The organism is Ruegeria sp. ABD4_443 (assembly GCF_056160865.1).
Window position 1 is genome coordinate 287,593 of record NZ_JBSWYA010000005.1, and the last position, 13,589, is coordinate 301,181.

12 protein-coding genes and 1 pseudogene are annotated in these 13,589 nt (G+C 61.5%); all 13 read left to right on the top strand.

What is annotated here, in order from left to right; translation table 11 throughout:
* The first annotated feature begins 44 nt into the window (after nucleotides 1–44).
* A complete protein-coding gene (locus tag ACXAG8_RS12450; protein WP_475225315.1) occupies nucleotides 45–560 on the top strand; it encodes a TRAP transporter small permease in 516 nt (171 codons plus the stop codon).
* Nucleotides 560–1,897: a TRAP transporter large permease gene (locus ACXAG8_RS12455; RefSeq protein WP_475225324.1), complete on the top strand. Its 1,338-nt coding sequence runs from the start codon at nucleotides 560–562 to the stop codon at nucleotides 1,895–1,897. Before ACXAG8_RS12450 ends, ACXAG8_RS12455 begins: the two co-directional genes overlap by 1 nt.
* A gap of 30 nt (nucleotides 1,898–1,927) precedes the next feature.
* Nucleotides 1,928–2,737 (top strand): IclR family transcriptional regulator, encoded by an 810-nt coding sequence (locus ACXAG8_RS12460; RefSeq protein ID WP_475225332.1) that lies wholly within the window; start codon nucleotides 1,928–1,930, stop codon nucleotides 2,735–2,737.
* A 95-nt stretch (nucleotides 2,738–2,832) separates the two neighbouring features.
* Complete coding sequence (locus ACXAG8_RS12465; RefSeq protein ID WP_475225335.1) at nucleotides 2,833–4,926, top strand: 3-hydroxyacyl-CoA dehydrogenase NAD-binding domain-containing protein; 2,094 nt, start codon at nucleotides 2,833–2,835, stop codon at nucleotides 4,924–4,926.
* A 12-nt stretch (nucleotides 4,927–4,938) separates the two neighbouring features.
* Nucleotides 4,939–6,114, top strand: a complete 1,176-nt coding sequence (locus tag ACXAG8_RS12470) for an acetyl-CoA C-acyltransferase (protein ID WP_475225339.1) — start codon at nucleotides 4,939–4,941, stop codon at nucleotides 6,112–6,114.
* 13 nt (nucleotides 6,115–6,127) lie between these two features.
* Nucleotides 6,128–7,324: an acyl-CoA dehydrogenase family protein gene (locus ACXAG8_RS12475; RefSeq protein WP_475225345.1), complete on the top strand. Its 1,197-nt coding sequence runs from the start codon at nucleotides 6,128–6,130 to the stop codon at nucleotides 7,322–7,324.
* 9 nt (nucleotides 7,325–7,333) lie between these two features.
* Entirely contained in the window at nucleotides 7,334–8,467 is a 1,134-nt protein-coding gene (locus ACXAG8_RS12480) for an acyl-CoA dehydrogenase family protein (protein ID WP_475225350.1), read from the top strand.
* A 3-nt stretch (nucleotides 8,468–8,470) separates the two neighbouring features.
* Nucleotides 8,471–8,911, top strand: a complete 441-nt coding sequence (locus ACXAG8_RS12485; protein ID WP_475225353.1) for a PaaI family thioesterase — start codon at nucleotides 8,471–8,473, stop codon at nucleotides 8,909–8,911.
* Entirely contained in the window at nucleotides 8,908–9,708 is an 801-nt protein-coding gene (locus tag ACXAG8_RS12490) for an oxepin-CoA hydrolase, alternative type (protein WP_475225356.1), read from the top strand. Before ACXAG8_RS12485 ends, ACXAG8_RS12490 begins: the two co-directional genes overlap by 4 nt.
* Nucleotides 9,705–10,727: an NAD(P)H-dependent flavin oxidoreductase gene (locus ACXAG8_RS12495; RefSeq protein WP_475225359.1), complete on the top strand. Its 1,023-nt coding sequence runs from the start codon at nucleotides 9,705–9,707 to the stop codon at nucleotides 10,725–10,727. The genes ACXAG8_RS12490 and ACXAG8_RS12495 overlap by 4 nt, the downstream gene beginning before the upstream one ends.
* Nucleotides 10,724–12,259, top strand: a complete 1,536-nt coding sequence (locus tag ACXAG8_RS12500) for a class I adenylate-forming enzyme family protein (protein WP_475225363.1) — start codon at nucleotides 10,724–10,726, stop codon at nucleotides 12,257–12,259. Before ACXAG8_RS12495 ends, ACXAG8_RS12500 begins: the two co-directional genes overlap by 4 nt.
* Nucleotides 12,260–12,264: 5 nt before the next feature.
* Entirely contained in the window at nucleotides 12,265–13,470 is a 1,206-nt protein-coding gene (locus ACXAG8_RS12505; RefSeq protein ID WP_475225366.1) for an acyl-CoA dehydrogenase, read from the top strand.
* 29 nt (nucleotides 13,471–13,499) lie between these two features.
* A pseudogene (locus ACXAG8_RS12510) lies at nucleotides 13,500–13,589 on the top strand (electron transfer flavoprotein subunit beta/FixA family protein); the annotation flags it as partial.

Consider the following 13,589-nt stretch of genomic DNA (forward strand, 5'->3'; position numbering starts at 1 on the left):
ACGCCGCGGCGCCTTTGTCATTTTTTACCGGACGGAGTTGACCGATGTTGCGTCGCGTTGAAAAACTTCTGCTCGATCTGGCCGTCTTTGCCGTTATCGGTCTTGGTGTCCTGATCACGGCCAGTGTGCTGCTGCGGGCCACTGTCAATTCCGGCATCCCGGATACGATCGTGATCGTGCGCGAGCTGATGGTGGTGGCGATCGTGTTGCCGCTGGCCGTGGCGACCCTTGATCGGGCGCATATCGTCGTCGAGTTCCTGAGCAACAAGTTGCCGCCCCGCGCACAGGACTGGCTTATTGTCTGGGGCGGTGTCTTCGGTCTGTTTGCCTTGTCCCCGCTGATCTATGCGGGCTGGCGCGAGGCCGTCCACACAATCGAAAGCGGGTCCTTTTTCTTTGGCCAGCTTAACCTGCCCAAATGGCCGGGTCGGGTGGTTTTCCTGATCGGGGTTTCCTTTTGCTGGCTTCGGTTGTTGCTGATGGTGATCGGCGACATCCGCACCATCCGGGCCGGTGGCAGCGTAGTTGCCCCCGAACATGAACACGAGGAGAGCGTCTGATGGACGGCACCCTTATCGGCATCGTCGCCTTCGCCTCTGTCATCGGTCTGCTTGCGTTCCGGGTACCCATTGCCTTTGCGCTGGCCGGCGTTGCCACGGTGGGCACCTTTGTGGTCTTTGCCTTTCGTACCGGCGCCTTTGCCCCAGAGAGGGCGTTCAAGCCCACGACCTCGTTGGTTTTCTCGAACTCTTTCGACCTGATCCATTCCTATGATCTGTCGATGATTCCGCTGTTTATCGCGCTGGGCCACATTGCATACCGGGCTGAAATCACGACCAAAATCTACCAGGCTGCGCGGGTTTGGCTGGCAAGTGTGCCGGGCGGTGTCGCGATGGCCTCGGTCGTAGGGTGCGGCGGGTTCTCGGCAATCACGGGGTCGTCCATTGCCTGTGCTTCGACCATGGGGCGCATCTGTTCGCCGGAAATGTTGCGCATGGGCTATGACAAGCGGCTTGCCACCGCCAGCGTCGCCGCGGGCGGCACGCTGGGATCGCTTATCCCGCCATCGGTCCTTTTCATCATTTACGGCATCTTTACGGAAACGTCGATCAGCGCGCTGTTCCTTGCGGGTATTCTGCCGGGCATCATTTCGTTGCTGGGTTTTGTCCTGGTGATCTTTATCTGGGTACACAGAAGGCCCGAAGCCGCGCCCAGGTTCGAAGGCCGCATCACGATGCGCGACCGCGGCAGGGCCGCGCTTGAATCCTGGCCCGCCATCAGCCTGTTCGTGATCATTGTGGGCGGCATCTATGGCGGTATCTTCACGGCCACCGAAGCCGCGGCAATCTGCGTATCGGCCGCGGTCGCCATCGGCTTTGTCCAGGGCAAGCTTGATCTGCGGGGGTTGATGGAGTCCTTGCGCGAAACATGCGTCCAGACGGCCAGCATCTTTCTGATAGCAGCCGCCGCAAAGATTTTTGTGGCTTTCGTGGCCCTGACCGGCGTGGCCCCGTCCATTGTCAGCGCCGTAACAGAGGCGCAGCTTTCGCCGGTCATGCTGATGGCCGCCATCGCGGTGATCTACCTGGTGCTGGGGATGTTCCTGGATCCGATCGGGATCATGGTGCTGACCCTGCCGCTGATGATCCCGCTGGTGGAAACATACGGGTTCGACCTGATCTGGTTCGGCGTGGTGGTGATCAAACTGCTTGAGATCGGGCTGATTACACCGCCTGTCGGGTTGAATGTGTTCGTCATCGCAAATGTCGTCGGCAAGGACGTTCCGATCGACCGGATATTCTCGGGCATCCTGCGGTTTCTGACGGTTGACGTGATCGTTCTGATCCTGATCATGGTCTTCCCGATCATATCGCTTCTCATCCCGAATTCGATGTAGTTTGCGGTCAGAAACGTGATAGAAAACGCCATGCCCAAAGAGATTGAGACAGACAGAAGGTTCGCAACGACGCTGGCACGCGGGCTAAGCGTTCTGCGGGCATTCCGGCCTTCTGATGACGGTCTGGGCAATGCCGATATCTCGGAGCGGACGGGTATCCCGAAATCGACCGTGTCGCGCCTGACCTTCACCTTGCAAAAGCTCGGCTATCTCACTCATGCCAGGCGGCATGACCGGTATCGGCCGGGGCCGGCGTTGCTGGCGCTTGGAAATATGGCCAGCGCGTCCATTTCATTTGTCGACCTTTCGTCGCCGCTGATGCAGCGTCTGGCCGATGAAACGGGAACTCTTGCCCTGTTGCTGGTGCGCGATGACAGCAATTTGCTGATCGTCAAAACCTGGCGGCCACGGGGCGTGGCGTCGTTATGGCTTGAAGTCGGGCATCGCTTGCCTTTCAACGGCACATCCTCGGGTCATGCGCTGCTGGCGGCAACAACCGAAGAGGGTTTCGAGCAGGTCGTGACGGACGTGGATGGTGACCGGGGGCTGACCCTGGAACGCGCGACCGAGATTCGCCGCCAGGCGCATAATCAGCTTGTCACCACGGGGTTTGTCGTCACCGACCCGAGTGAGTATTTCACCGCCAATATTCACGCGGTCGCGACCCCGTTTCATTCGCGTGACCTGAGCGAGCCGGTTATTTTCACCTGCGGCGCGCTTCCCGAGGTGCTGTCGGTGCCGCGCATGCGTACCGAGGTCGGGCCAAGGCTCCGTGAAACGGTGCAGGAACTTGAACAGATGATGGGGCAGGGGTTTTCCCAGGCCATCCGCGAGCTGTGATATTGTGAATTCCGCATTGTAGAATTCAATATTGCATATTGAAATTAAAGGGCGGACCCTTTATCAGGGTTCCAGGCTGGAAAAGGGGCAGATAAATGGCAGCGGTAGCTTACGAAAACGTTGGTCGGGTGGCGGTCGTGACCGTCGACAATGCGCCGGTCAACGCGCTGTCTCAGGCCATCCGTATTGGTTTGGCCGAGGCCTTTGATCGGTTCGACGCAGATGGCGCTGCCGAAATCGCGGTCATCATCGGGGCGGGCCGGATGTTTATTGGCGGTGCAGATATCTCTGAATTCGGCAAGCCGCCGAAAAGCCCCAGCCTGCCGGACGTGATCAACCGGATCGAGGCAAGCGGCAAACCGGTTGTTGCCGCCATCCACGGAACTGCGCTGGGCGGCGGGCTTGAGGTCGCCATGGGCGCGCATTACCGCATCGCCTTGGCCGGAACGCGGCTTGGGCTGCCCGAAGTCAAGCTGGGCATCATGCCCGGAGCGGGCGGGACGCAGCGCCTGCCACGCCTGATCGGCGTTGATCCGGCGCTTGGGATGATCACGAGCGGGGCCCCCGTGACCGAAGGCGACGCGATGCAATCCGGGCTGATCGACCAGGTTTGCCAGGGCACGGATATCCGCCAGGCGGCATTGGATTATGCGCAGTCGCTGTTGGCCGACAAGGCCCCGGCGCGCCCGGTCAGCGGCCTGCCGCAGCCGACGGATACTGATGGCGCGCTTTCGAAATGGCGCGCAAAGCTGAACGCTTCTCTGCGGGGTGAAGTGGCCCCGATGGTGGCGGTTGATGCGGTCGGCGCGGCGGTTGGTATGCCCTTTGCCGAAGGGCTGGCCGAAGAACGTCGCTTGTACTTGCAGCTGATGGACACGCCCCAGCGTGCCGGTTTGATCCATGCGTTCTTTGCCGAACGCGCGGTGGCCAAACTGCCGGAAATCGCGGGCATCGCGCCGCGGGAAATCGCCCGTATCGGGGTGATCGGTGGCGGCACCATGGGGGCGGGGATCGCCACGTCGGCCGTGCTGAATGGCTTGGCCGTGACATTGGTCGAACGTGATCAGGACGCCGCCGACAGGGCCCGCGCCACCATTGCGCGCAACCTGGATGCCGCCGTGAAACGCGGCAAGCTCAGCGCGGAACGCCGAGACGCGATCCTGGCGGATGCGCTTGGGACGGTGACGGATTACGCCATGCTGGCCGATACCGATCTGGTTATCGAAGCGGTTTTCGAAAGCATGGACGTGAAAAAGGATGTGTTCGCCAGGTTGGATGCCGTTCTGCCGCGCGGGGCGATCCTGGCGACCAACACATCCTATCTGGATGTCGATGAAATTGCCGCCGTGACCTCGCGGCCCGAGGATGTGATCGGTCTGCATTTCTTTTCGCCCGCCCACATCATGAAGCTGCTTGAGGTGGTCGTGGCAGGCAAGACCGCGCCGGATGTTGTGGCCACGGCCTTTGCGCTGGCAAAGAAGCTGGGGAAAACGGCCGTCCGCGCCGGTGTCTGTGACGGGTTCATCGGCAACCGTATCCTGTCGCATTACCGCATGGCGGCCGACCATATGGTGCTGGATGGCGCAAGCCCCTATCAGATCGACAAGGCGCTGACGGATTTCGGTTTTGCCATGGGCCCCTATCAGGTCTCGGACCTTGCCGGGCTGGATATCGGCTTTGCCACGCGTCAGCGCAAAGCAGCCGATGCGCATCCGCGCGACCGGTACCCGACCTTTGCCGACGCCCTGTATCACAAAGGGTGGCTGGGGCAGAAAACCGGTCATGGGTATTACATCTATGACAAGGGCGACCGCAAAGGGCGGCCCGACCCCGAGGTCGAGCAGATCATCGCGCAGGCCCGCACCGAGGCAGGCATAACCCCGCGCAGTTTTACCGATGACGAGATCGTGCGCCGTTACATGGCCGCGATGGTCAACGAAGCTGCTCGCGTTGTCGACCAGGGCATCGCGCAGCGTCCTTTGGACGTGGATGTCGTGTTTCTTTATGGCTACGGTTTTCCGCGCTGGCGCGGTGGGCCGATGAAATACGCGGATCTGCGTGGCCTCGACGCCATTCTTGCAGATATTCGCACATTCGCTGAAACCGACGATCATTTCTGGTCGCCCGCGCCGCTGCTGGAAAAGCTGGTGGCCGAGGGCCGCAATTTTGACAGCCTGAACCAGCGCTGAAAGGAACCCAACATGTCAAATGCCGTTATTGTCTCTTTCGCGCGCACGCCCATTGGCAAAGCCGGGCGCGGAACGTTCAACATCACCCATGGTGCAACGCTGGGCGGTCACGTCGCGGCCGAGGCGGTCAAACGTGCGGGCATTGATCCGGCGCTGATCGAGGACAGCATCTGGGGATGTGGCTATCCGGAATATGTCACGGGCGGCAATATCGCCCGGCAGGCGGTGATCCGCGCGGGCCTGCCCGTCAGCATCGCCGGGACCACGGTCAACCGGTTCTGTGCCAGCGGCCTGCAAGCGGTCGCCATGGGCGCGCATCTGATCAACACCGAAGGCGCCAAGGCCGTTCTGGTGGGCGGTATCGAAAGCATTTCGATGGTCCAGCCGCCGGTGCGCCATGCGCGCGATACCTGGATCGAGGCGCATAAGCCCGAGCTTTACATGACAATGATCGAGACCGCCGACATTGTCGCCCGCCGCTATGGGGTCAGCCGCGATGCGCAAGACGCGCTTGGCCTGCAAAGCCAGCAGCGCACCGCTGCCGCGCAAGAGGCGGGGCGCTTTGACCAGGAGATCGTGCCAATCACGGTCAACATGGCGCGCAAGGACAAGGAAACCGGCGAGGTATCGCAGGTCGAAACCACCATTTCTCGCGATGAATGCAACCGCCCGGCGACCACGCTGGAAGGGCTGCAAAAGCTGGAACCGGTGCGCGGGCCCGATCAGTTCGTGACCGCCGGCAACGCCTCGCAGCTCAGCGATGGTGCGGCGGCCCTGGTCATGATGGACGCCAAAGAGGCCGAACGCCTTGGACTGACCCCGCTTGGGGCCTTTCGCGGCTTTGCGGTTGCGGGCTGCGAACCCGAGGAAATGGGTATCGGACCGGTCCTTGCCGTGCCGCGCCTGTTGGAACGCCAGGGCGTAAAGGTCGAAGATATCGACCTTTGGGAGTTGAACGAGGCCTTTGCCAGCCAGGCGATTTACTGCCGCGATACGCTGGGTATCGACAATGACATCTGCAACGTCAATGGCGGCTCGATCGCTGTGGGCCACCCGTTTGGCATGACCGGCGTCAGGATGACCGGGCACCTGATGATGGAAGGCCCCCGCCGTGGCGCAAAGCTGGGTGTCGTGACGATGTGCGTCGGCGGCGGCCAGGGTGCTGCTGGCCTGTTTGAAATCTATTGAAAGGGATCGCCCCATGGACCTGAATTACACCGAAGAACAGCAGGCGTTCCGGGACGAGGTGCGCAGTTTTCTGACCGACAAGCTGCCTTCGAGGCTGTCAGACAAGGTCAGGTTCGGCAAGACGCTGACCAAGCAGGATCACGAGGAATGGCACGCCATCCTGAACGAAAAGGGCTGGCTGGCCGGAAATTGGCCCACCGCGTTCGGCGGGGCCGGGTGGAATGCGGTCCAGCGTCACATTTTCGAAGACGAGATGACCCGCGCGGCCGCGCCCCGCATCATCCCGTTTGGCCTGGCGATGCTGGGACCGGTTTTGCAGAAATTCGGATCGAAAGCGCAGCAGGACCATTATTTGCCGCGTATCCTGAACGGCAGTGACTGGTGGTGCCAGGGCTATTCCGAGCCCGGCGCCGGGTCAGACCTTGCCTCGGTGCGCACGACGGCCGAGCGGGACGGAGATCACTATGTCGTCAATGGTCAAAAGACATGGACGACCCTGGGCCAGCACGCCAACATGATTTTCTGCCTGGTCCGCACTTCGAAGGAAGGCAAGCCGCAAGAGGGTATCTCGTTCCTGCTGGTCGACATGAACAGCCCCGGTGTCAAAGTCCGCCCCATTGTGCTTATCGACGGTGAGCCCGAGGTGAACGAGGTGTTCTTTGATGACGTCCGGGTTCCGGTTGAAAACCGCGTGGGCGAGGAAAACAAAGGCTGGACCTATGCCAAGTACCTGTTGACCCATGAACGCACCAATATTGCCGGCGTCGGCTTTGCAAATGCGGGTCTGGAAAACCTGAAACGGATCGCCCGCGCCGAACGGGCAAATGGGCGGCCGCTGATCGAAAACCCGCATTTTGCAGCCCGGATCGCACGGGTCGAGATTGATCTTATGGCGATGTCGACAACCAATCTGCGCGTCGTTTCCAAGGCCGCCGCAGGGCAGGCACCGGGGGCCGAAAGTTCAATGCTCAAGGTCAAGGGCACCATCATCCGTCAGGAAATCAATGCGCTGACCCGCACTGCCGTGGGGCCTTATGCGATGCCATTCGCATCAGAGGCGCTTGAGGATGGCAGCAACCTGGGCCCGGTCGGTCCCGACTATGCCGAAACGGCCACGGCGCAATATCTCAACAACCGAAAGCTGTCGATCTATGGCGGATCGAACGAGGTTCAGCGCTCGATCCTGAGCAAAGCCATTCTGGAACTGTGAGGAAAGATCATGAATTTCGAACTGACAGAAGAACGCCAGATGCTGCAGGACGGCCTGCGCCGGTTCCTGCGGGAAAGCTATACACCGGCACTGCGGGCCGAACTGGCAGAACAAGATGCCGGATTTTCACGGACCATTTGGTCGGGCCTTGCGGAAATGGGTGTCATCGGCGCCCTGTTCGACGAAGATGATGGCGGTTTTGCCGGCGCGGGCTTCGATATCTCGGTGGTGTTCGAAGAGCTTGGCCGGGCCGGTGCGGTCGATCCGCTGATTGATAGCGCCATTCTTGGCGGTGGCCTGATCGCCGCCCTTGGCAATGACGCGCAGAAACAGACTGTCGAGGGCGTAATTGACGGCTCGATCCAGCTTGCGCTGGCCCATGGCGAACCGGCGGGCCGCTTTGATCTGTCGCATGTCGAAACCACGGCCACCAGCGATGGTGACGGTTTTGTTCTGAACGGGCGCAAGGCGGTGGTCATCAACGCACCGGCTGCCGATCATATCCTTGTCAGTGCCCGCATCTCGGGCGATGTTGCGGATCAGGACGGGATCAGCCTGTTTCTTGTGCCGACATCCACCCCGGGCATGACCTTGCGCGGCTATGCGCTGGTGTCCGGTGGCGAGGCCGCGGAAATCCTGCTTGATGACGTCCGGCTTGACCGCGCTGCCTTGCTGGGCGCCGAGGGCACAGCATTCGAGGCGATCTTGCGGGTTCAGGCCCGCGCCACGCTGGCGATCTCGGCCGAGGCGCTGGGCCTTATGGAAAGCATCCGGGAACTGACCACCGACTATCTGAGGACCCGAAAACAATTCGGCAAACCAATCGGCAAGTTCCAGGCCTTGCAACATCGCATGGCCGATGTGCTGATCGAGATTGAACAGGCGCGCTCTGCGGTCATCAACCTTGCCGGGCATATCGATGCGCCGGCCGACATTCGCGACAAGCACGTCAGTGCGACCAAGAACCTGATCGGGAATGTCGCGAAACTGGTCGCCGAGGAAAGCATCCAGATGCATGGCGGTATCGGCATGACCGAGGAATACGAGCTGGGGCATCTGGCCAAACGGCTGATCATGGTCGACCACCGGTTCGGCGACACGATCTATCACCTTGAACGGTTCATCGCGCTGGCGGTCGCCTGACCCATGGCTGCGGGGGATCTGATCAAAGACGAAACCGGTGCACAGCGCCTGATGGGCTATGTCCTGGACGTGACCCAGCCCGACAAGCGCGCGCGATGCTTTCTGTCTTTGACGGATCAACATCTTAATCGCCACAAGGTTCTGCATGGCGGTATCGCCACGACATTGCTGGACAGCGCCATGGGCGCAACCGCCAGCCTGTCGGTGGACCCGACGGGGCGGGCCCCGTTCCTGACCATCTCGCTTTCGACCCAGTATGTGGCCTCAGCCAGCGGACCGACGGTCGTGACCGCAACGGGCCGGATCACGGGGGGCGGCAGGTCGCTGTTATTCGTCGAAGGAACCCTTCGGGACGAGGCGGACCGGCTAATCGCGAGCGCTACGGGTGTGTTCAAACGCGTCCCCCCGAGCCAGCTGAGCGGACCCGGAGGAGAGGCGCATTGACCCAACGGCTTGCCTATTGCGAGGATCACGGTGATCACCTGATTGTCGTCAATGCCAACACCTCAAAGCGCAATGCGCTGTCGCCCGATCTTTACCGTGTTTTGGGCGATGCGGTCGAACGTGCGGCAAGCGAAGCACGCATCGCCTCGGTCATCCTGCGGGGCGAGGGGGGGTATTTCTGCGCCGGGGGGGACCTGGACATGTTGGCGACCCGCCGGGATTTGCCCCGCGATCAGCGCCTTGCCCGGATTGAAGACCTGCATGACATGATCCGTGCCGTGTTGAATTGCCCGAAACCGGTGATTGCCGCGGTCGAGGGCGGGGCGGCCGGAGCCGGGGTTTCGCTTGCCTTTGCCTGCGACCTGATCGTGGCCGACCGGGATGCAACCTTTACCGTTGCCTATGTCAAGGCCGGGCTTGTTCCCGACGGCGGGCTGACCAGCATGCTGGCGTCGCAATTGCCCCGCGCGATGGTGATGCGCATGGCCCTGCTGGGCGAGCCGGTCACCGCACAACGCCTGTTCGAACTGGGGGCGATTTCCCAGATCGAACCGGCGGACCAGGTGATCCCGTCAGCGCTTGCGCTTGCCGACAGGCTTGCCGCCGGGCCATCCCGCGCGCAAGGCCGCATCAAGGGGCTGGTCAACTCGGCGCAAACATCTGCGTTGCCGGACCAGATGAACGCCGAACGCGATGCCATGGCCGATGCGGTCGCAGATGCCGAAGCCGCCGAAGGCATCGCGGCCTTTCGCGAAAAACGCAGCGCAAAGTTCACCAGGATACGAGGCCTGTCATGACCGATCCGATTTTCGATACCGCCGTGACCCGTCGATTTGGATGCCGCCTGCCCATCGTCGCGGGGGGGTTAATGTGGCTGTCCGACGCCACTTATGTCGCGGCGGGCGCCAATGCGGGCATCATGTCCTTTATCACTGCGGCAAGCTTTCCCGACCCGGACGACTTGCGGGCCGAGATCGCGAAATGCCGGGACCTGTGCGGAGATCGCGCCTTTGGTGTCAACGTTTCGATGTTGCCGAAACTTGTCGAAGGCGAGCGGATTGCCGACACGTTCCGCCTGATCGCCGATGAGGGCGTGCGTTTTGTCGAAACCTCGGGGCGCAATCCCGAGGCGTTCCTGCCGATCCTCAAGGACGCGGGCATCACGGTCCTGCACAAGGTTCCAAGCGTGCGCTATGCCGTAAAGGCGCAAGCGGTGGGCGTTGATATGGTCTCGATTGTCGGTGCCGAATGTGGCGGCCATCCCGGCCTTGATTTGATCGGCAGCATGGTCAATCAGGCCCTTGCCGAGCGGCACCTGGATGTGCCGTTCCTGATCGGCGGCGGCATCGGTGCCGGCAGCCAGATCATCGCGGCCCTGGCGTCTGGGGCTTCGGGTGTCGTGATCGGAACGCGCTTTCTGGTGGCCGAGGAAATCTCGGCCCACCCGCAATACAAGCAGGCCCTGGTTGACGCAAACGAACGCGATACCACGCTGACGATGGGCAGCGTGCGCAACACGATCCGCACTCTGAGCAACGAAACAACCCGGATCGTGCGGCAGCTTGAGGCTGACAACCCCGATGTTGGTATTGCCGAGCTTATGCCACATGTGTCCGGCGCGATTGGCCGCAAAGCTTATGAAACCGGTGACGTGTCACGCGGCATGTTGTCGGCGGGTCAGGCCCTGGGTTTGACCGATGGTATCGCCCCGCTGGCGGCCATCGTGGCCCAACTGGAACACGAGGCGGGCGTCGCGCTGGCGCGGCTGCGTCCCCACACCCATGCAACGCAACGTGCAAAGGCACTGATGTCATGACTGAAATCGACTTCCGGATTCATCATCTTGTGGCGAAAAGCGCACATAGCTTTCCCGATGCGGTCGCGTTGATAGACGGCAACGGGCGCCAGGTGACCTATGCTCAGTACCAGGCTGCGACCGCACAGGCCGCGGCCCTGCTGCGGGACCATGGCGTGCAGCCCGGCGACCGCGTGGCCATCGTGGCCGAAAACTGCATCACGACCGCGGTTTTTGTCTTTGCCGCCAGCGCTGTCGGGGCCTACGCATTGCCGATCAACGCACGGATGACCGGGGCCGAGATCGCACGGGTGATGTCCCATGCATCGCCGCGTGCAACGGTCTTTACGACCGAAGTGTCCAAGGAAGCAGCCGCACACGCGCAGGCCGCGAATGCCACCGCGCAGGAAACGCCGTTCGGAAACTTCGCCATCACCATTGCCGGCGCCAGCGACCCCGAGCCGGTTCAGGCGGGACCGGATGAAACCGCTGTCCTGCTTTATACAACCGGCACGACCGGCGACCCCAAAGGGGTGATGCTGACACATGCCAATTTGCTGTTTGCAGGCCAGGCCTCGGCCAAACTGCGCGGCATGAGGCAAGACGACACGATCTATGGCGTTTTGCCGCTGACCCATGTCTTTGGCCTGGCCTCAATGCTGATGGCGGCCTGCGATATCGGCGCCACCATTCAGCTTGAACCCCGGTTCCGCCCCGATGCCTTGTATGCGGCGCTGATGGACAAGGCGACCGTTCTGCCGGCGGTGCCGCAAATGCATGCGCTGCTGATGCAATATGCCAAGGACCGGGGGCTTACGCATCTTGAAAACAGCAAGCTGCGCTATGTTTCTTCGGGGGCCGCGCCGCTGGATCCTGCGTGGAAACGCAAGGCCGAAGCGTTCTATGGTCTGCCCTTGCAGAACGGCTATGGGCTGACGGAAAGCACCGCCGGGATTTGCAGCACCCGCAATCCGATCGGTTCGCCCGATATCAGCGCGGGCATTGCGCTGCCCGATACAGAGATCCGGCTGGATACGTCCGTTGGTGCAGACGGCGACCCCGATGCCGGTGAAATCCTGGCCCGGGGCCCGCAGGTCATGAAGGGCTATTTCAGGAACCCGCAGGAAACCGCCCGCGCCATTGATGCCGACGGCTGGCTCAGAACCGGCGACCTTGGGAAAATGGACGGGGACGGGAACCTGCACGTCGTTGGTCGCTGCAAAGAGCTTATCATTCGCGGCGGGTTCAACGTCTACCCGCCCGAGGTCGAGGCCGCGCTGAACGACCACCCGGACGTCATCCAGTCGGCGGTGATTGGCAATTCCGTCAACGGCGACGAAGAAATCCTTGCCTTTGTGCAATGCGCGGACCCGGCGGCGGTGAACAAAGAGGCGCTGGCCGCCTTTGCCGCCGAACGGTTGACCGGATACAAACGCCCGTCCCGCATCATCCTGACAACGCAGCTTCCGGCCGCGCCGACGGGTAAGATATTGAAACACAAGCTGCTTTCGGCTTTCGCGGAACAGCTGGCCCACTCTGAAGCAGAGGAATGAGACAGATGGCAAAAGACACGAACGGCCCCAGCCTTGGCCCCTTTGACTGGGCAGATGCGTTCCGCATCGAAGACCAGCTTGACCAGGATGAGCGGATGCTGCGTGACGCGGCCCACAGCTTTGCCCAGGACCGGCTTCAGCCCCGTGTGATGAAAGCCTATGCCGAGGAAACCGCCGATCCGGGCGTGTTTCGCGAAATGGGCGAGGCGGGTTTGCTGGGCGTCACCATTCCCGAGCAATACGGCGGGCTGGGTGCCTCATACGTGACCTACGGCCTGATCGCGCGCGAGATCGAACGCGTCGACAGCGGGTATCGGTCGATGATGTCGGTGCAATCGTCGCTGGTGATGTACCCGATCCACGCATATGGGTCGGAAGAGCAGCGCCAAAAATACCTGCCCAAGCTGGTTACGGGTGAGTTCATCGGCTGTTTTGGCCTGACCGAACCGGACGCGGGGTCGGACCCTGCGGGCATGAAGACCACTGCCAAAAAGACCGCCGAGGGCTATGTCCTCAATGGCACCAAGATGTGGATCTCCAACGCGCCGTTTGCGGATGTGTTTGTTGTCTGGGCCAAATCCGAGGCCCATGACGGCAAAATCCGCGGCTTTATCCTGGAAAAGGGGATGCCGGGGCTGTCCGCGCCGAAAATCGGTGGCAAACTTTCGCTGCGTGCCTCAACGACGGGCGAAATCGTGATGAAAGATGTCGTGGTCGCAGAAGACGCGTTGCTGCCCGGCGTCGAAGGGTTGAAGGGCCCGTTTGGCTGTCTCAACCGGGCGCGCTATGGTATCGCCTGGGGTGTCTTGGGCGCGGCCGAGTTCTGTTTCCACGCCGCGCGCCAATATGGCCTGGATCGCAAGCAGTTCAACAGACCGCTGGCCCAGACGCAGCTTTTCCAGAAGAAACTGGCCGATATGCAAACCGATATCGCACTTGGCCTGCAAGCCGCGCTGCGGGTCGGACGCTTGATGCAGGACGGTCACGCGGCCCCTGAAATGATCTCGCTTATCAAGCGCAACAATTGTGGCAAGGCCCTGGACATTGCCCGCCACGCCCGCGACATGCACGGTGGCAACGGCATCTCGGAAGAGTTCCATGTCATCCGGCACATGATGAACCTTGAAACCGTGAACACCTATGAGGGAACCCATGATGTCCACGCCCTGATCCTGGGTCGTGCAATCACCGGGCTTCAGGCGTTTTACTGATCAAACACAATAACTTGGAGAGCATTCCAATGAAGGTACTCGTGCCTGTCAAGCGCGTGATTGACTATAATGTGAAGGTCCGTGTGAAAGCGGACGGTAGCGGTGTTGATCTCGCCAAT